At 70.2% G+C, this 18,768-nt stretch carries 16 protein-coding genes and 1 pseudogene; 9 read left to right on the top strand and 8 right to left on the bottom strand.

The window, feature by feature from the left end:
• Positions 1 to 80 precede the first annotated feature (80 nt).
• Complete coding sequence (gene prmA / locus ISN38_RS12015; protein WP_058361995.1) at positions 81 to 1,001, top strand: 50S ribosomal protein L11 methyltransferase; 921 nt, start codon at positions 81 to 83, stop codon at positions 999 to 1,001.
• Between the two features lie 35 nt (positions 1,002 to 1,036).
• Here the strand turns inward: prmA and ISN38_RS12010 are convergent, their stop codons facing one another.
• Positions 1,037 to 1,495 (bottom strand): hypothetical protein, encoded by a 459-nt coding sequence (locus ISN38_RS12010; RefSeq protein WP_146169999.1) that lies wholly within the window; start codon positions 1,493 to 1,495, stop codon positions 1,037 to 1,039.
• A 189-nt stretch (positions 1,496 to 1,684) separates the two neighbouring features.
• On the opposite strand from ISN38_RS12010, the gene ISN38_RS12005 reads away from it, so the two are divergent.
• The 3 genes from ISN38_RS12005 to fis all read left to right on the top strand — a co-directional run bounded on the left by ISN38_RS12005 (position 1,685) and on the right by fis (position 3,513).
• Entirely contained in the window at positions 1,685 to 2,053 is a 369-nt protein-coding gene (locus tag ISN38_RS12005) for a helix-turn-helix transcriptional regulator (RefSeq protein WP_003470517.1), read from the top strand.
• A 173-nt stretch (positions 2,054 to 2,226) separates the two neighbouring features.
• Positions 2,227 to 3,126, top strand: coding sequence for a DUF3426 domain-containing protein (locus tag ISN38_RS12000; protein ID WP_241753935.1), 900 nt, complete (start codon positions 2,227 to 2,229; stop codon positions 3,124 to 3,126).
• A 114-nt stretch (positions 3,127 to 3,240) separates the two neighbouring features.
• A complete protein-coding gene (gene fis / locus ISN38_RS11995) occupies positions 3,241 to 3,513 on the top strand; it encodes a DNA-binding transcriptional regulator Fis (protein ID WP_003471008.1) in 273 nt (90 codons plus the stop codon).
• A gap of 267 nt (positions 3,514 to 3,780) precedes the next feature.
• Here fis and ISN38_RS11990 read toward each other — a convergent pair whose 3' ends face one another.
• From ISN38_RS11990 to ISN38_RS11965, 6 genes and pseudogenes are all read right to left on the bottom strand, one after another.
• A complete protein-coding gene (locus ISN38_RS11990) occupies positions 3,781 to 4,755 on the bottom strand; it encodes a phosphatidate cytidylyltransferase (protein WP_003471006.1) in 975 nt (324 codons plus the stop codon).
• Complete coding sequence (locus tag ISN38_RS11985; RefSeq protein ID WP_003471004.1) at positions 4,752 to 5,384, bottom strand: lysophospholipid acyltransferase family protein; 633 nt, start codon at positions 5,382 to 5,384, stop codon at positions 4,752 to 4,754. The genes ISN38_RS11990 and ISN38_RS11985 overlap by 4 nt, the downstream gene beginning before the upstream one ends.
• Positions 5,381 to 6,034 carry a CDP-alcohol phosphatidyltransferase family protein gene (locus ISN38_RS11980; RefSeq protein WP_003471002.1) on the bottom strand — a complete coding sequence of 218 codons (654 nt, stop codon included), beginning with the start codon at positions 6,032 to 6,034 and terminating at the stop codon, positions 5,381 to 5,383. Before ISN38_RS11980 ends, ISN38_RS11985 begins: the two co-directional genes overlap by 4 nt.
• Entirely contained in the window at positions 6,034 to 7,473 is a 1,440-nt protein-coding gene (locus ISN38_RS11975; protein ID WP_003471000.1) for a TIGR04222 domain-containing membrane protein, read from the bottom strand. The genes ISN38_RS11980 and ISN38_RS11975 overlap by 1 nt, the downstream gene beginning before the upstream one ends.
• A gap of 102 nt (positions 7,474 to 7,575) precedes the next feature.
• Positions 7,576 to 7,848, bottom strand: a pseudogene (locus ISN38_RS20375) (serine aminopeptidase domain-containing protein); the annotation flags it as partial.
• An 88-nt stretch (positions 7,849 to 7,936) separates the two neighbouring features.
• Positions 7,937 to 8,548, bottom strand: coding sequence for a CDP-alcohol phosphatidyltransferase family protein (locus ISN38_RS11965; protein ID WP_038238980.1), 612 nt, complete (start codon positions 8,546 to 8,548; stop codon positions 7,937 to 7,939).
• An 81-nt stretch (positions 8,549 to 8,629) separates the two neighbouring features.
• Between ISN38_RS11965 and purH the strand changes: the two genes are divergently transcribed.
• The 3 genes from purH to yccS all read left to right on the top strand — a co-directional run bounded on the left by purH (position 8,630) and on the right by yccS (position 14,490).
• A complete protein-coding gene (gene purH / locus ISN38_RS11960; RefSeq protein WP_003470995.1) occupies positions 8,630 to 10,216 on the top strand; it encodes a bifunctional phosphoribosylaminoimidazolecarboxamide formyltransferase/IMP cyclohydrolase in 1,587 nt (528 codons plus the stop codon).
• Positions 10,217 to 10,364: 148 nt separating this feature from the next.
• Positions 10,365 to 11,654 carry a phosphoribosylamine--glycine ligase gene (purD, locus tag ISN38_RS11955; protein WP_206711821.1) on the top strand — a complete coding sequence of 430 codons (1,290 nt, stop codon included), beginning with the start codon at positions 10,365 to 10,367 and terminating at the stop codon, positions 11,652 to 11,654.
• A 613-nt stretch (positions 11,655 to 12,267) separates the two neighbouring features.
• Positions 12,268 to 14,490, top strand: a complete 2,223-nt coding sequence (gene yccS / locus ISN38_RS11950; RefSeq protein ID WP_003470990.1) for a YccS family putative transporter — start codon at positions 12,268 to 12,270, stop codon at positions 14,488 to 14,490.
• Here the strand turns inward: yccS and ISN38_RS11945 are convergent.
• Complete coding sequence (locus tag ISN38_RS11945; RefSeq protein WP_047325386.1) at positions 14,435 to 15,646, bottom strand: MFS transporter; 1,212 nt, start codon at positions 15,644 to 15,646, stop codon at positions 14,435 to 14,437. The two genes, yccS and ISN38_RS11945, sit on opposite strands and share 56 nt — an antisense overlap.
• A 103-nt stretch (positions 15,647 to 15,749) precedes the next feature.
• On the opposite strand from ISN38_RS11945, the gene ISN38_RS11940 reads away from it, so the two are divergent.
• Both ISN38_RS11940 and ISN38_RS11935 read left to right on the top strand, forming a co-directional pair.
• Entirely contained in the window at positions 15,750 to 16,637 is an 888-nt protein-coding gene (locus tag ISN38_RS11940) for a LysR family transcriptional regulator (RefSeq protein WP_003470988.1), read from the top strand.
• Positions 16,638 to 16,838: 201 nt separating this feature from the next.
• Positions 16,839 to 18,761 (top strand): MFS transporter, encoded by a 1,923-nt coding sequence (locus tag ISN38_RS11935; protein WP_003470986.1) that lies wholly within the window; start codon positions 16,839 to 16,841, stop codon positions 18,759 to 18,761.
• Positions 18,762 to 18,768: the final 7 nt, after the last annotated feature.

Here is an 18,768-nt window from a genome sequence, read left to right as displayed (position 1 = left end):
GCGGGCGCGCAGCCAGCGCCGGTCCGGGCCGCCGCGGCGGTCGTCTAAGATGCGCGGTCATTCCTCCGTGTGCCTGACCGATGCCGTTCCTCGAACTGACTGTGCGCTGCACCGATGCCACCCAGCCCCGCTACGAGAACGCGCTGGAGGACGTCGGCGCGCTGGCGGTCACCCTGCTCGACGCCGAGGCCGACACCAGCAACGAGCGCGCGATCCTGGAACCGGGCGTCGGCGAGACCCCGCTGTGGGGCACGCTGGTGCTCAGCGCGCTGTTCCCCGCCGAACAGGACGCCTTGCTACTGCTGGCCGCGCTGGAGGCGTTCGATCCCGGCCTGGACTGGCGCCAGGCCGCGTTCCGCAAGGTCGCCGACCAGGACTGGGAACGCGCCTGGCTGGACCAGTTCCAGCCGATGCGCTTCGGCACCCGTACTTTCATCGTGCCGTGGAACCACGCGTTGCCGGAAGACGCGCGCGGCGCCGATGCCGCGGTGGTGCGGCTGGACCCTGGCCTGGCGTTCGGTTCCGGTACCCACCCGACCACCGCGCTGTGCCTGCGCTGGCTCGACGCCCTGGCCGCCGACGGCGCGCTGGCGCAGGCGCGCGTGCTCGATTTCGGGTGCGGCTCCGGGATCCTGGCGCTGGCTGCGCTGAAGCTGGGCGCGGCGGCGGCGGTGGGCGTGGACAACGACCCGCAGGCGCTGCTGGCCACGCACGACAACGCCGAGCGCAATGACGTCGGCGTGAGCCTGGCGGTGCACCTGCCGGCCGACGCGCCGGTGGCCACCTATCCGGTGGTGGTCGCCAACATCCTGGCCTCGGCGCTGGACGCGCTGGCGCCGACCCTGGCCGAACGGGTCGCGCCGGGCGGGCGCATCGCCCTGTCCGGCATCCTGCACGGCCAGGAACAGGAACTGCTGCAGCGCTACGCCCCCTGGTTCGAACAATTGCGCACCGAGCAGGACGGCGACTGGATGCGCATCGACGGCGTGCGCCGCGGCTGAGGCCGGCCCGCGCCGGACGCCAGCGCGGCCGGCGCTCAATGCCGCCCGGCGGCCAGACTGCGGATCGCCGCGGTCAGCAGCGCCGCCTCGGCATGGATCGCCAGCACCCGCGTGCACGGCCGCCAGCCTTGCGCGCGCAAGCGGCGCTCGTGCCAGCGATGGCCGCGCCGCGCCCGCGGCAGCCGCCAGGCCAGTTCCAACGCCAATCCGAACGCCGCGGCCACGCCCAGCGCCTGCAGCAGCACCACCCAGGCCGCGGCGTGCAGCAGGAGCCATAGCGCGGGCGGCAGCGGCACAGGCGGATACGGCAGCGCGAACACCCGCCACGACCAGCCCTGCCTGACCGCGCAGCGGCCGTCACCGGCGTCGGCCCAGATCCGGTAGCGGTGCGCGCCGATCCCCGGCGGCGGCCACGGACGGCGCGACGCGGGCGGCGGCGCGGGCGCGAAACGGGGGCGGTCAGTGTCCTGCGGTGGGGCATCCTGTGTGTGCATCGGCGCGTCCTGGTCCATGGCAGCGGGTCGGTCGATGGCGGCGGCAGAGACGGCGCGAACGATGCGGCGTCTTCCCTGCACTCAGCCATCGCCGACGACAGTATCAACAACAAAGCCGTCATTGAAAGTCGTACGAACCAACTTTTCCAGCCGGCACGGCTATATCTCGCCTCCCACGCGGAGGTGAGTGTGAGCAGCAAGCTGTACGAACGGGTGCGCGAAGCGCGCAAGCTGACCGGTCTCACCCAGGAAGCGCTCGCGCTGGACCTGGCAGTGACCCGCAGCGCCGTGGCGCAGTGGGAAATGGCCGACGGCACCGCGCCGGCGGTGGAACACCTGAGCGCCCTGGCCCGCCGCAGCGGGCTGACCTTCGAATACCTGGCCACCGGCCGCGGCGAGCGCGTGTTCGGCGAGCCGCTGTCGGTGGCCGAGGACCCCCTGCACTACCGGCACCTGTCCGACCAGCAGGCACGTCTGCTCGACGGCTTCGAGACGCTGAGCCCGCGCCAGCGCGCCGGCCTGCTGGACCTGATCGGCACCGGCAAGCACCGGCGCTGAGCGGCGCCATGGCGCCACGCACGACGTCCCTGTAGGAGCGGCTTCAGCCGCGACAGGCACCTTCGGCAAGGATCTGTCGCGGCTGAAGCCGCTCCTACACTAGGCCACGACCGCGCTGCAGCCCGCTGCCGCGCGTGCTTGAATAGCGTTCTCATTGCCGCCGTCGCCCCCGCATGCCCGATCCCAACCCGCCCCGCCCCAGCCTCGCGACCCTGCTGCGTCAGCCCGAGCGGCCCGCGCCGGAACAGGCCGATGCCACCGCGCCGGCGGATGCCGAGCCGGGCGCGGCGGCCAGCCCGGCCCAGGCGCTTGGCGCCAGCGCTGCGCAGCACGCTGATGCAATGCCCACGCCAGCGCAGGCGGCGCCGGCCACGCCCAGCCAGGCCCCAGACGCTGCGCTCGCCGCCACGGCTCCCTCGCCCCCGCTTGCTTCCAAGGCCGACGCGTCGCTGGCATCCCGCGCTGACGCATGCGAATCCGAATCCGAACTGGCATCGGAAGCGGCGCTGGAGCCAGAACCAGCACCCGCGCCGCAAGCCAGCGCCGCATCCGCCACCGCCGCGCCCAGCTTCATGCAGCGCCGCGCGCCGCGGCAGCCGGTGCTACGCGCCGCGCCGTGGCAGTGGATCGCACTGACCGGGCTGGGCCTGCTGCTGGCCTTGCAGATTCTGATCGCCGACCGGCAACGGCTGGGCGCCGACGCGCGCTGGCGGCCGTGGGTGGCCGGGGTGTGCCAGGCGTTGCGCTGCAGCCTGCCGCCGTGGCGCGAGCCGAGCGCGTTCACCATGCTCAGCCGCGAAGTGCGGCCGCTGCCCGGCCGTGCCGGCACCCTGCAGATCCAGGCCACCTTCCGCAACGACGCGCGCTGGGCGCAGGCCTGGCCGCTGCTGCAACTGTCGCTGGCCGATGCCGACGGCCGCACCATCGGCAGCCGCGTGCTGCGCCCGGAGGAGTACCTGGGCCGCACCCGCCCCGAGGCGGCGACGCTGGCGCCCGGGCAAAGCGCGCAGGTGACATTCCAGGTGCGCGAACCGGCCGCGGGAACCGCTGCATTCAGTTTCGACTTCCACTGAAACACTGTGACACCACGATCCGCCATGGCAGCGAGGCAGGCCACGCGCTAGACTCGTCCCCCGCGCCGGCCCTTCAGCCTTCCGGCGCCGCCGTCATCCGGGGACCCGCCGAACTTGAACGCTGCCACCACTCGTCCTGACTCCAGTCGCGGCGCGCCGAAGCCGCCGCTGCGCGAACACGTGGCGCAGTCCGTGCGCCGCTACCTGCGCGACCTCGATGGCTGCGACGCCGACGACGTGTACGAGATCGTGCTGCGCGAGATGGAGATCCCGTTGTTCGTGGAAGTGCTCAACCACTGCGAAGGCAACCAGAGCCGCGCCGCGGCGATGCTGGGCATCCATCGCGCCACGCTGCGCAAGAAGCTGAAGGAATACGGGTTGGCTTGAGATTCGGGATGACCAGCCATGCGGCTGTGGAAAAGCCCGGGATTCTGGATTCGGACTGCAGGATTGCGCCTGCGTGCAAATCGTTGTCAAACCACTGATAAAAAAGCCGCCTTTTCTGCAGAAAAAGCGGCTTTTTCATTTCAATCTGTGCGCTCTTCTGTAGGAGCGGCTTTAGCCGCGACGCGTTACCGGTAATGCGTCGCGGCTAAAGCCGCTCCTACAGAAAGCGGTCGCTCGCGCGAATCCCCAATCCCCAATCCCGGCCCCTCACACCCACCCATACCGGATCAGGTGGAAGAACACCGGCGCAGCGAAGCACACCGAGTCCAGCCGGTCGAGCACGCCGCCGTGGCCTTCGATCATGTGGCCCCAGTCCTTGATCCCGCGGTCGCGCTTGATCGCCGACATCACCAGGCCGCCGAAGAAGCCCATCAGGTTGGCCACCAGCGCCAGCGCGAACGCCTGCAGCGGTGAGAACGGGGTGATCCACCACAGGGCCGCGCCAAGCAGGCTCGCCGACAGGATGCCGCCGACGAAGCCTTCCACGGTCTTGGACGGCGACAGCTTCGGCGCGATCAAGTGCTTGCCGATCAACTTGCCCCACACGTACTGCAGCACGTCCGAGGACTGCACCACGATCACCAGGAACGCGAACAGCAGCAGGTTGCGGCCTGCGTAGCCGGGAATCTCCAGGTTCAGCAGCGCCGGCACGTGCGAGATGCAGAACACGCAGATCATCAGCCCCCACTGCACTTTGGCGGTGCGCTCCAGGTAGCGCGTGGTGTCGCCGCCGATGGTGGCCAGGATCGGCAGCACCAGGAACGCATAGACCGGGATCAGCAGCGTGTACAACCCGTACCAGCCGCTCCACACCAGCCAGTACTGCCACGGCAGCACGATGTAGAACGCCACCAGCAGCGCGTAGTAATCGCCGCGCCGGGTCGGCGCCAGGGTGATGAACTCGCGCAGCGCGAACAGCGACACCAGCGCGAACAGCGCGATCACGCCGATGCGCCCGAACACGAACGCCAGCGCCACCACCGCAGCCATCACCCACCACGCGCGGATTCGCGCCACCAGGTTGTCGAGCACCGCGCTGGGGCGCCCGCGCGCGCGCCAGCGCAGCGTTTCGGACATCAGCGTGGCCAGCAGCAGCACCGCGGCGATGCCGAGGAACAGCCAGATGGTCTGCTGCCGCAGCGAGGACTGCTGCAGGTGGTCGCTGAAGGCGATCGCGTTCATCGTGCGGCCTCCATCTGTTCCGGCGACAGCGCCAGCAGCGCCGCACGCGTGCGCTCCAGGAACGCCTGCTTGTCCTCGCCGGCGCCCAGCCGCAACGGTTCGCCGAAGGTGGTGGTGCACAGCAACGGCAGCGGCAGCCACTTGCCCTTGGGCATGACCCGCTTCAGGTTGTCGATCCACACCGGCACGAACTCCAGCTCCGGCCGATTCCGCGCCAGGTGGTAGATGCCGCTCTTGAACGGCAGCACGCCTTCCTCGGTATTGCGCGTGCCTTCCGGAAACAGGATCAGCGAGCCGCCGCCATCGACCGCCTCGCACAGGCACTCGATCGGATCGCGGCGGCGCTGCGCGGCCTCGCGCTCGATCAGCACGCCGTTGAACACCGAGTGGATCAGGTAGCGGCGCAGCGCGTCGCGCTGCCAGTACTCGGCCGCGGCCACCGGCCGCACCTCGCGCCGCAGCGCCGCCGGCAACGACGACCAGATCAGCACGAAGTCGCCGTGGCTGGCGTGGTTGCCGTAGTACACGCGGCGCTCGCTGGAGGGAATGCAGCCGCGCCAGAACGCACGCGCGCCGGTCAGGATGCGGATCGCGGCACTGCAGCCGCGGGCGATCAGACGCTCGATCATGTCCACTCCAGTTCGCGCACGATGGCGCGCAGACGCATCACGATGGTCAAGGCCGCGCCGCCGATCAGCAGCGCCATGGTTGAGACCAGAATGGTTTCGGCGATAGCACTGCGCTGCAGCAGCAGCGCGACGGCCGCCAGCAACGCCGCCAGCGACAGCCAGCGCATGCGCTGCACGCGCGCCATCGGCCCCTGCAGCGGCTCGCTGACGCCGCAGGCCAGGCCGAGCATGCGCACATAGGCGGTGCCCACGCACAGCAAGGCCGCGGCCCAGCCCAAGTCGGCGCCCCAGCTCAGCACGTGCTGCAGGCCGTAGCCCACGCCGAGACACACCAGAGTGTCGGACAGCCGGTCCGGTGCCTCGTTGTAGACCTCGCCGGCGCGGCCGACCATTTGCGCCTGCCGCGCCATCAGCCCGTCAAGGCGGTTGCACAGCAGCCGGCCCTGCAGGGCAAGCGCAGCCAGCAGCAGCAAGCCGGCGGCATCGCGCGGCGGCTCGCGCCAGGCGCAATAGAACATCAGCGCCGCCAGCGCGGCGAAGCCGGTGGCGGTCCAGGACAGGCCGTTGGGCGTGGCGCCACGCGCGCGCAGCGCCGTCGCCAGGCGCGCGCGCAGTTGCGCGCGGCGTTGTGCCAGGGTCGATCGTGCCATCAGCTACCTGCTCCGCAGCCGCCGCAGCCGCTGCCACCGCAGCCGGAACTGGAACAGCCGCTGCCACCGCTGCCGCTGGCGATCGGTGCACGCAACGAATGGTAGTCCGCCCACGGCGTTCCCAGCAGCATGCCGGTTCCGGCCAAGGCCAGCGGCTGCGCCAGATCCAGCGCCTGTGCCGTATGCCGCGGCCCGGCGTCGGTCAGCAATGCCACATCGCGCTCGGCGAGCAGCCGCTCGCCGGCGAGGTTGCGCCGCGGCGGGGTCAGCAGAAAACCGAGCGCGACAAGCGTCACCACCACCATCGCCGCCACCAGGAAGCCGACCGGGCGCTGCAGCTGCAGGCCGATCTGGATCTTGCGCAGACCGACGAGCCACAGCGTCAGCAGCGGCGCAGCGCCGGCCAGGCGCGCGCACCACGCCTGGCCGCGCCCGAGCCACAGGCGCTTGCCGATCAGCGCATCACGCAATGGCCTGGCATCGTCGCGCAACGCCTGCAGCGCCTGCGTCAGCTGCGGGTTGGCGCGGACCAGCAGCAGGGCGCGCTGCAGCGACGCCGGCGCTTCGACGCCGGTGTCCTGCAGGTCGGCGCCAGCGCGGCGCCGCGTCCTTCGCGGCGCATGCAAACGCACCGCGCCGCATGCCAGCAACAATCCCAGTTGCATCTCCGCCACGCGCTCGCTGCCGCCGGCCAGATAGGCCAGCTCGGCGCTATCGACCTGCATGACCGCACGATGCTGGCCGATGCCGCGCACCATGCGACGTACGCGTGCCGCCGCTGTGCAGGCCAGGCCGATCGATGCGAAGAACAGCAGCAGAAAGGAACCGCCGCGCCAATGCAGCGGCGAAGCCGCATCGTTGAACGGCGCCAGGCACATGCCGAGCAACAGCGTGATCAGCGCCCAGATCCACACCGCCTTGCCGCCTTCGCGCGGCATGCGCCAGCAGCGCTCGCGCGGGCCTACGGTGTAGACCTGCGCATGGGCCGCCATCGCTGGCGGCCAGCAGCTTGCGGGCGGTTCGCCGAAATGGCGCCAATAGCGCTCCAGGGTCGCGCGGTACTGTTCGCGATGGCGCACCGCGTCGGCAGCATCGCCGCGGCCGGGCTGATGGTGCAGCGTGATCCGCAGCACCTGCGGACAGAACCGCTGCCAGTACTCGCGGGTATCGGTGAGATGGGTATGCCAGACCTGGTCCAGCAACGGGCTGGGCGTGGCCTGCTCCTGCGCGGTGCAGGCCAGGAAGCAGAAGCGCCGGTATTCTTCGACCGCTTGCGCCGCCAACGCCGGTGGAATGTCGACCTCTTTCGCCACGCGGCGCACGAATGCCGGCAGCGCAGCGTCGTCCTCGCCGAAGCGATAGGCCTGCAGCCGCTCCCACAGTGCCCGTTGCGGATCGTCGGCGTAGCGCAGCAGGCTCGAACCGGTCGCTGTGGTCATTGCTTACGCTCCTTCATATGCACGGCGCCAGCAGTGCCCACGCTCCACGTTCAAGCTGCTGAAGCGGTCCTGCGGGCCGCGCTGCACGACGACATCGTCGCCGGACGCCAGCAACTGCACCGGCACGGTGAGCGCCTGCGCATCGCCGCGCACGCCGGGCGAGCGGCCGTTGCCGCGCGCATTCCAGGCGAACATCGCGCAGTCGTCCAGGCCCAGTTCGTCGGCCAGGTGCACGACCCGCCCCGCATGCTCGTGGCCGCGGTGCAGCAGCACCACCGCGCGCGGCGGCGCCGCTGGCGCCGCGGCTGACCAGTGCCGGTAGGACAACCGTGTTCCGTCGAAACTGCAAAACGCGCTTTCGCTGACCTGCCGCATCCGTTGCCGATTCCCTGTCGTGGTACTTGCCGTTGCGGTAAGTGCCGCTACCGCTTCCGTGCCGTGGCCGCGGCCTGCGCCGCGCGTCTCAGCGCGGCGCGCCCTCGCGCAGGCCGGCGGCAACGCGCCGCAGCACCGTCGCCGCGCACAGCAGCGCCAGCACGATCGCGAACCCGTCCACCGTCTTCGCCCCACCCCAGCCACCGGCCAGCAACAGCCCGAGCAGGCCGATGGCGAAGGCGCGATCGCTCTTGCCCATCGGGCCGTCGTAGCGCCGTCCGGCGCCGACCATCAGCCCCAACACCCCGGCATACTCGGTCAATGCCGCCGCCAGCGCCAGCGCCCACAGCCAGCCGGCAGCCGCGCCGGGTACGCTGACCAGGCTCAGGTACAGCGCCGCATCGGCGATCACGTCGCTCAATTCGTTGAGGTAGGCGCCAAGCCTGGACTGCTGGCCGAACTCGCGCGCCAGCATGCCGTCGACCGCGTTCAAGGCCATGCGCAGCAGCATCCACGCCGGCAGCAGCGCGTACCACAGCGGCTGCGCCGGCCCGCGCCAGAACACCCAGGCGGCGAGCAGCAGCGACACCGCGGCCGCGCCCACGGTGACCTGGTTGGCGGTCGCACCGAGCCGGTACAGGCCGCGCACCCCGGGCCGCAGCAGGTCCTGGAAGCGTCCTTTCAATGCGTAGATCGACACCATTGCGGGGTCCTGAGGGTCCATGCCGGAGCGGCGCAGCCTACAATATCGGCTCCCCGCTCCGATGTGTGCCCTGCCCCCATGTCCTCCGATTTCCTGCCCGTGCGCCGGGCATTGCTGTCCGTTTCCGACAAGACCGGCCTGATCGACCTGGCCCGCGCGCTGGCCGCGCGCAATGTGGAGCTGCTGTCCACCGGCGGCACCGCCAAGGCGCTGCGCGAGGCCGGGCTGGCGGTCAAGGACGTGGCCGAGCTGACCGGCTTCCCGGAAATGATGGACGGCCGGGTCAAGACCCTGCACCCACTGGTGCACGGCGGCCTGCTCGGCCGCGCCGGCAGCGACGATGCGGTGATGGCCGAACACGGCATCGCCCCGATCGACCTGCTGGTGCTGAACCTATATCCGTTCGAGGCGGTCACCGCCAAGGCCGACTGCACGCTCGCCGAGGCGGTGGAGAACATCGACATCGGCGGCCCGGCGATGCTGCGCTCGGCGGCGAAGAACTTCGCGCGCGTGGCGGTGGCCACCGATCCAGGGCAATACGCCGACCTGCTCGCCGACCTGGAGGCGCACGAGGGCCAGCTGTCGGCGGCCAAGCGCTTCGCGCTGTCGGTGGCCGCGTTCAACCGCGTGGCGCAGTACGACGCGGCGATCAGCAATTACCTCTCGGCGGTGGTCGAGCACAACGAGGCCGGCGTGTGCCGCAGCGCGTTCCCGGCGCAGAGCAACGGCAGCTTCGTCAAGGTGATGGACCTGCGCTACGGCGAGAACCCGCACCAGCAGGCCGCGTTCTATCGCGACCTGCATCCGGCGCCGGGGTCGCTGGCCACGTTCCGGCAGCTGCAGGGCAAGGAACTGAGCTACAACAATATCGCCGACAGCGATGCGGCCTGGGAATGCGTGCGCCAGTTCGACGCGCCGGCCTGCGTCATCGTCAAGCACGCCAACCCGTGCGGGGTGGCCGTGGGCGCGGCCTGCGGCGATGCCTACGAACTGGCGTATGCGACCGATCCGACCAGCGCCTTCGGCGGCATCCTCGCCTTCAACCGCACGCTGGACGCGGCCACCGCCAAGGTCATCCTCGACCGCCAGTTCGTCGAGGTGCTGATCGCACCGGACTACGAAGAGGGCGCGCTGGAATACGCGAAAAAGAAGGCCAACGTGCGCGTGCTGCGCATCCCGCTGGCGCCGGCCTCCCGCGGTTTCATCGATACCAAGCGCATCGGCTCGGGCCTGTTGATGCAGACCGCCGACGACCGCGTGGTGAGCCGCGACGAACTGAAGGTGGTCACCCGCCTGGCGCCGACCGAAGCGCAGTTCGCCGACCTGCTGTTCGCGTGGAAGGTGGCCAAGTACGTCAAGTCCAACGCTATCGTCTATGCCAAGGACCACCGCACCATCGGCGTCGGCGCCGGGCAGATGAGCCGGGTGTATTCGGCGCGCATCGCCGGCATCAAGGCGGCCGACGCGGAACTGGTGGTGCAAGGCTCGGTGATGGCCTCCGATGCGTTCTTCCCGTTCCGCGACGGCATCGACGCGGCGGCGGCGGCCGGCATCAAGGCGGTGATCCAGCCCGGTGGCTCGATGCGCGACGGCGAGGTGATCGGCGCCGCCGACGAACACGGCATCGCGATGGTGTTCACTGGCGTGCGGCATTTCAGGCACTGAGGTGCCGGGATTCGGGAGTGGGGAATGGGGAGTCGCAAAAGCGGATTCCCTGACCGCTCCCTGCCACCGGCCCTAGCCACGCGCCCGCTGCTGCCTTGCCGTCGCTTTTCCCATTCCCTATTCCCCACTTCCCATTCCCGGCACTCCAATGAAACTGCTCGTCATCGGCTCCGGCGGCCGCGAACACGCCCTGTCCTGGAAACTCGCCCAATCCCCGCGGGTCAGCGAAGTGCTGGTCGCCCCGGGCAATGCCGGCACCGCCACTGAAGCCAAGTGCCGCAACGTGGCGGTCAAGGTGGACGACCTGGACGGCCTGCTCACACTGGCCCAGGCCGAAGGCGTCGCGCTGACCGTGGTCGGCCCGGAAGTGCCGCTGGTGCTGGGCGTGGTGGACCGTTTCCGCGCCGCCGGCCTGCGCATCTTCGGCCCCAGCGCCAAGGCCGCGCAGCTGGAAGGCAGCAAGGCCTTCGCCAAAACATTCCTCGCCCGCCACGGCATCCCCACTGCGTTCTATGAAGTACATACCGAGGTGGACGCGGCGCTGGCCTACGTGCGCGACAAAGGCGCGCCGATCGTGGTCAAGGCCGACGGCCTGGCCGCGGGCAAGGGCGTGATCGTGGCGATGACCCTGGACGAGGCCGAGGCCGCGGTGCGCGACATGCTCTCCGGCAATGCCTTCGGCGATGCCGGCGCGCGCGTGGTGATCGAGGAATTCCTCGACGGCGAGGAAGCCAGCTTCATCTCCATGGTCGATGGCGCCACCGCGCTGCCGATGGCCACCAGCCAGGACCACAAGCGCGTCGGCGACGGCGACAGCGGCCCCAACACCGGCGGCATGGGCGCGTATTCGCCAGCGCCTGTGGTCACGCCGCAGGTGCACGCGCGGGTGATGCGCGAGGTGGTGGAGCCGACCGTGCAGGGCATGATCGCCGATGGCGTGCCGTTCACCGGTTTCCTGTATGCCGGGCTGATGATCGACGCCAGCGGTGCGCCGAAGGTGATCGAGTTCAACGTGCGCTTCGGCGACCCGGAAACGCAGCCGGTGATGCTGCGCCTGCAGTCGGATCTGGTGGAGCTGATCGAGGCGGCGATCGATGGCCGCCTGCACACGACCGAAGCGCAGTGGGATCCGCGCCCGTCGCTGGGCGTGGTACTGGCGGCGGCGCCGTATCCGGAAACGCCGGTCACAGGCGAAGCGATTTCCGGCCTGGACCAGGTGCCGGCCAGCACCAAGGTGTTCCATGCCGGCACCGCGCTGGACGGCCAGGGCCGCGTGCTCAGCGCCGGCGGCCGCGTGCTGTGCGTGGCCGCGCTGGGCGACAGCGTGTCGGACGCGCAGCGCAACGCGTATGCTGGCGTGGCGCAGATCCGGTGGCCCAGCGAATTCCATCGCAGCGACATCGGCTGGCGCGCGATCGCGCGCGAACGCGGCGAATAGGCCGCACCCCACCCCCGTGTAGGAGCGGCTTCAGCCGCGACGAGCGGAGTGGTGCATTTTCCGAAGCGGCATGCAGTCGGGACTGAAGTCCCTCCCACAAGAGGCCTCGCAGTTCCGCGGTGCCGGAGTAGCCCTTGTGGGAGCGATTTCCGTCGCGACGAGCGCAACGGCGGGCCTTCCAGCTTCGGACGTTGTCGCGGCTGAAGCCGCGCCTACAGTGCACCCAGCAGCCGCTCCTACAGGCGACACCATCGGTATTCGAGGCCATTCCATGCCGCCGGATCCCGACCTCCGCGCGCAATTCTGCGCACTGGCCGCGCGCACCGACGGCATCGCCACGGCGGTGTCCGCAAAGAACGCGTTCTGGGCCAGCACATAGCGCTTCAGCGCGCACATGGAGGCCGGCCTGCACACCGAGACCGGCGCGACGCGACGCTTCAGGCTGTCTCCGCTGGCGCCCCCCTCGCCGCTCAACCAGACCTGATTCAAACGTTTCCCGGCGCTGCGCGACGCGTGCCTGCGGCAACTGGAAATCGGAGCAGGACAGCACCGCGGTGCACCGATCCGCCAGCGGCTGCGATACTGCGCGCCAGCCTTGCGTTATCGTGTCGCCGTGCCGAAATCCTCGATCGAAACCCGCCTCAGCCGCCTGTGGGCCCATGAAAAGGCCAGCTACGGGCTGCGCGTGTTCATCGCCCTGGGCGTGGCGATGGGCGTGTGCTGGCAGCAGCAGCAACTGACCGCGCTGCCGGCGATCTTCCTCGGCGCCATCGCCAGCGCCATCGCCGAGACCGACGACAACTGGCTGGGCCGGATCAAGTCGGTGCTGCTGTCGCTGCTGTGCTTCGCCGCCGCCGCCGCCGCGGTGGTGCTGTTGTTCCCGTATCCGCTGGCGTTCGTCGCCGGCATGGCACTGTCCACCTTTGCCCTGACCCTGCTCGGCGCGCTCGGGGAACGCTACGCCTCCATCGCCCAGGCCACCGTGGCGCTGGCGATCTACGCGATGATCGGCATCGACCATGGCGGCCGCGCCGGCCACGTCGGCGGCAGCGCCTGGCATGGCATCGCGCTGTTGATGCTCGGCGCGGCCTGGTATGGGTTGCTGTCGATTCTGTGGACCGTGCTGTTCGCCAACCGCCCGGTGCGCGAACGGCTGTCGCGGCTGTTCCTCGAACTCAGCCGCTACCTGCGGCTGAAGGCCGCGCTGTTCGAGCCGGTACGGCAGAGCGACCTGCATGCGCGGCGGCTGGCGCTGGCCGAGCAGAACGCGCACGTGGTGGCGGCGCTGAACGCGGCCAAGACCGCGATCATGAGCCGCTTCGGCCGCTCCGGCCGGCCAGGCGTGCAGTCCGGCCTGTACTTCCGGCTGTACTACATGGCGCAGGATTTCCACGAGCGCGCCAGCTCCTCGCACTACCCCTACGAAGCGCTGACCGACGCGTTCTTTCACAGCGACGTGCTGTACCGCTGCCAGCGCCTGCTGGCACTGCAGGGCAAGGCCTGCACCGCGCTGGGCGAGGCGATCCGGCTGCGCCATCCGTTCGCATACGGCGAACAGACCCAGCAGGCCACCGCCGACCTGCGCCAGTCGCTGGACTTCCTGCACACGCAGGCCGATCCGCGCCACGCGCGGCTGCTCGGCTCGCTGGAACTGCTGGTCACCAACCTGCAGAGCATCGAGCGGCGGCTGTCCGAGGCCGCGCAATCGGACACCACCAGCGACAATCTCGACACCCGCCTGCGCGACTCGGCGCCGCACACCCTGCGCGAAATGCTGGTGCGCGTCGGCCAGCAGCTCACCCCGGGTTCGGTGCTGTTCCGGCACGGGCTGCGCATGGCGATCGCACTGGTGGTCGGCTACGCCATCATGCAGTCGATCCACGCCAGCAACGGCTACTGGATCCTGCTCACCACCGCCTTCGTGTGCCGGCCCAACTACGGCGCCACACGGCTGCGCCTGGCGCAGCGCATCGCCGGCACGCTGATCGGCCTGATCGCGACCTGGGCGCTGATGCAGCTGTTCCCCGGCACCGAACTGCAGCTGCTGTTCGCGCTGTTCGGCGCGCTGCTGTTCTTCGTCACCCGCACCGACCGCTACATGCTGGCCACCGCCGCGATCACGGTGATGGCGCTGTTCTGCTTCAACCTGCTCGGCGACGGCTTCGTGCTGATCTGGCCGCGCCTGGTCGATACCCTGATCGGCTGCGCGATCGCCGCGGCGGCGGCGTTCCTGATCCTGCCCGACTGGCAGGGCCGGCGCCTCAACCAGGTGATGGCGACGGTGCTGGCCAGCTGCGCGCGCTACCTGGCGCAGGTGCTGGAGCAATACCGCAGCGGCATGCGCGACGACCTGCCCTACCGCATCGCCCGCCGCGACATGCACAACGCCGACGCGGCGCTGTCGGTGGCGCTGTCCAACATGCTGCGCGAACCCGGCCACTACCGCCGCAACCTGGATGCCGGCTTCCGCTTCCTGGCGCTGTCCAACACCTTGCTCGGCTATCTGTCGGCGCTGGGTGTGCACCGCGCCGCGCTGGCCGGCGAGGCCGACCCGGCCATCGACCACGCCGGCGGCTACCTGCAGGACACCCTGGGCGCGATCGCCGACGCGCTGGCGCAGCGCCAGGCGCTACCGCCGGTCGACGAAGCGGCCGAGCGGGGCATGGCCGATGCGCTGGAAGACGAGGACGGGATCGACGACGCCAAGCGCCGGCTGGTGCGCAACCAGCTGGCGCTGACCCTGGGCCTGCTGCCCAAGCTGCGCGCCGCCGCGCATGCGGTCACCGCTCCGGCAGCGGCGCCGGCACCGCCGGCGGCGCGGCCGGCCGCACGCTGAGGCCCATCCACAGCAGCGCGGCCAGCGCCAGCGCCGCGCCGCCAACCACCACCCCGTGCCAACCGGCGTAGGCGTAGGCGGCGGTGCCGAGGCTGGAACCGATCGCGCCACCGATGAAGTAGCAGGTGACGTAGGCCGAGGTGATGCGATTGCGCGCCTTCGGATCCAATTGGTAGATCACGTGCTGGTTGCCGATGTGCACCCCCTGCACCGCCACGTCCAGCAGCAGCACCCCGGCGATCAGCAGCCACAGCGAGTGCGGCGCGGCGGCCAACAGCAGCCACGACAGCAGCAGCATGGCCAGCCCGCCCCAGCCCACCCACTGCCCGGCGCCGCGGTCGGCGAGCTTGCCCGACAGGTTGGCGGCGAACGCGCCGGCAGCGCCGATCAGGCCGAACAGCCCGATCGTGGCAGTGCCGTAGCGGTAGTCGGGACCGGACAGCAGGAACGCCAGCGTGGTCCAGAACATGCTGAAGCCGGCGAAGATCAGCCCGCCCAGGATCGCCCGCGAACGCAACACCGGCGCGTCGCGCAGCAACGCCAGCACCGAACCGATCAGCTGCGGATAGGACAGCTGCGGATTGCCAGGATGCCGCGGCAGCGCGCGCCACAGCAGCGCCCCCACCAGCAGGATCAGCGCCGCGGCCAGCCAGTACACGGTATGCCAGCCGCCGGCGCCAGCCAGCAGCCCGGACACGGTGCGCGCCAGCAGGATGCCGAGCAGCAGGCCGCTCATCACCGTGCCGACCACCCGCCCGCGCTCGTGCGGCGCGGCCAGGGTGGCGGCGAACGGCACCAGGATCTGCGCGGCCACCGAGCTGAGCCCGGTGACCAGGGTGCCGAGCAGCAGCAGCGCGAAGCTGGTCGAGGCTGCGCTGATCAGCAGGCCCACCGCACTGAGCGCATACAGCCCGACGATCAGGCTGCGGCGCTCGAAGCGGTCGCCCAGCGGCACCAGCAACAGCAGGCCGGCGGCGTAGGCCAGCTGCGCGGTGGTGACCACCGCGCCGGCGCTGCGCACGTCGATCGCGAAGGTTTGCGCCAATACCTCCAGCAACGGCTGCGCGTAGTAGTTGCTGGCCACCGCCAGGCCGGTGGCGGCAGCCATCAACAGCACCAGGCCGCGCGGCATGGGGGGATGCGGGGACGTGTCCATGAGCGGAATCCAAGGGTGCGGAAGGAATGGCGCCAGTCTGGGCAAGCGCCATCGATCTTTCCAATGTATTGTTTTCACTCGATCCATCTTGTTTTTAGATGCCATGCTGACCCTGCGCCAACTCGAATTCGCGGTCGCTGTGGCCGAGGAAGGCAGCTTCACCGCCGCCGCGCGGCGCTGCCACACGGTGCAGTCGGCGCTGAGCCACCAGATCGCCAAGATCGAGGAAGCGCTGGGCGCGCGCCTGTTCGAGCGCGGCGCGCGGCAGGTACGGCCGACCGCCGCCGGCGAGGTGTTCCTGCACAACGCCCGCGCCACGCTGCGTGCGGCCGAACGCCTGCACGAGGAGATGGCGCAGGCCCTGGGCACGGTGCGCGGGCGCCTGCACATCGGCCAGATCTCCTCGCTCAACACGGTGCAGCTGCCGGCCCTGCTGCGCCGCTTCGGCCAGGCGCACCGCGCGGTGGACGTGCACCTGCGCACCGGCATGAGCGATGCGCTGCTGCTGGACCTGGGCGAAGGCCGGCTGGACGTGGCCCTGGTCGGGGTCGGCCCGCATATCGTCCTGCCCGCGCAACGCCTGCTGCTGCACGAGGAACCGCTGGCGCTGATCGCCGCGCCCGGCAACCGCTTCGCCGCGCGCGCCGACGTGTCCCTGCACGAACTGGAGGACGCGCCGATGGCCGGGCTGATCGCCGGCGCCGGCGTGCGCGGCATCATCGACCGCGCCTTCGCCGAGGCCGGGCTGCGCCAGCGGCTGCAGTACGAAGTCACCCACGCCGACCTGCTGCGCCAGCTGGTGGTGGAAGACCTCGGCGTGGCGATCGTGCCGCGGACCATGGCCGCGGCGATGCGCGGCGTAACGGTGGTCGCGCTGCGCGAGCGCTTCCGCTTCCTGACCTACGCCACCTGGCGCGCGGACCCGACCCCGGCCGCACGCGCGCTGATCGCGCTGCTGCGGCAGCAGACAGGCGCGGCCGAAACCGGCTAGCCGCACCGCCCCCCCTGTAGGAGCGGCTTCAGCCGCGACGCACGGACCACGCCACCCTCGCGCGCCTGCAAAAACAGCAACACGCGCAACCCCCGCAGACCCCACCATCGGAACAGCCCGTACCGCGGCACCCCGCTCCACGGCTCCGCATTCGCCGCGCAGCGAACCTGCTAGGCTGCGCGCGTTCGCAAAGGAGCCTGCATGTCCGGCCATAGCCAGTTCGCCCTGCTGAAACAGCGCCGCTTCCTGCCGTTCTTCGTGGTCCAGGGGCTGGGCGCGTTCAACGACAATGTCTACCGGCAGGCGATCATCGGCCTGCTGTTCTATCTGGGCGTCACCCCCGAGCAACGCACGCTGTACACCAACCTGGCGCCGGCGCTGTTCATCCTGCCGTACTTCCTGTTCTCCGCGCTGGCCGGGCAGATCGCCGAAAAGCTGGAGAAATCGCGGCTGGTGGTGATCACCACCACGCTGGAGATCGCGATCATGTCGCTGGCCGCGGTCGGCTTCCTGACCGAGAACATGGCAGTGCTGCTGGTCGCGCTGTTCTGCACCGGCCTGCAATCCACCCTGTTCGGCCCGGTGAAATATTCGATCCTGCCGTCGGTGCTGAAGCCGGAGGAACTCACTGGCGGCAACGGTCTGGTCGAGATGGGCACCTCGATCTCGATCCTGTGCGGCATGATCCTGGGCGGGCTGATCTTCCAGATCGCCGGCAGCCACGGCCCGGTCGCCGCGGCCACCGCGGTGATCGCGCTGGCGGTCACCGGCAACCTGGTAGCGCGACTGATCCCGAAGGTCGACGCCGGCGCGCCGGAGCTGAAGATCAACTGGAATCCGCTGCCCGAGTCGCTGGCGATCATGCGCCTGACCCGGCGCCAGCTGGCGGTGCGCAACGCGGTACTCGGCGTGTCCTGGTTCTGGTTCGTCGGCACGGTGCTGACCGCGCAGTTGCCGACCTACGCCGAACTCAACCTGGGTGGCGCGCAGGACCTGTACATCTTCGCCCTGGCGCTGTTCTCGATCGGCACCGGCACCGGCTCGCTGCTGTGCGAGAAACTGTCCGGGCGTACCGTGGAGATCGGCCTGGTGCCGCTGGGCGCGTTCGGCATCAGCGCGTTCATGCTCGACCTGTACTTCGCCCGCCCCGGCGGCGCGCTGCAGGCCGGGCTGGGCATCGGCCAGTTCGTGCACCAGGCCGGCAGCTGGCGGATCATGCTCGACTTGGTCGGCATCGGCCTGTGCACCGGCCTGTTCGTGGTGCCGCTGTTCGCGCTGATCCAGAGCCGCACGCCCAAGGCCGAGCTGTCGCGGGTCATCGCCGGGCTCAACATCCAGAACTCGATGTTCATCGTCATCGCCGCGATGGTCGGCATCGCGCTGCAGATGCAACAGCTGACGTTGTTCGGCGTACGCGTGCCGATGCCCGGGCTGAGCATCCCGCAGGTGTTCCTGGCGCTGGCCATCGCCAACGCGGTGGTGGCGATCTGGATCTTCAGCATCGTCCCCGAATTCCTGATGCGCTTCCTCAGCTGGGTGATGGTGCGGGCGCTGTACCGGCTGCGCCTGCATGGCATCGCGCGGCACGTGCCCGACGAGGGCGCGGCGCTGATCGTGTGCAACCACGTCAGCTACATGGACGCGCTGGTGCTGGCCGCGTCGATCCCGCGTCCGGTGCGTTTCGTCATGTACTACCGCATCTTCAACATCCCGGTGATGCGCTGGATCTTCCGCACCGCCAAGGCGATCCCGATCGCCGGCGCGCGCGAGGACCCGGCGCTGATGCAGCGCGCGTTCGACGCCATCGACGCGGCGCTGGCCGAGGGCGAGCTGGTGTGCATCTTCCCCGAGGGCGCGTTGACCAAGGACGGCGCCATCGCCAAGTTCAAGTCGGGCGTGGAGAAGATCCTCGAGCGCCGCGCGGTGCCGGTGCTGCCGATGGCGCTGCGCAACATGTGGACCAGCATGTGGAGCAAGCGCGACTCGCGGCTGCGGCGCATGCGCGTGCCGCGGCGCTTCCGCGCGCACGTGGAGGTGATCGCCGGCGCGCCGGTGGCGGCCGCCGAGGCCAGCGCCGAGCGGCTGGAAGCGCAGGTGCGGCAGTTGCGCGGGGATGCCGCGTGAACCGGCA

Origin of the sequence: Xanthomonas translucens pv. undulosa, assembly GCF_017301775.1 — a bacterium.
In the GTDB taxonomy this organism is placed as follows: domain Bacteria; phylum Pseudomonadota; class Gammaproteobacteria; order Xanthomonadales; family Xanthomonadaceae; genus Xanthomonas_A; species Xanthomonas_A translucens.
Note: the sequence above shows the minus strand (reverse complement) of the source record. Positions and strands in the feature narration are given on the sequence as shown.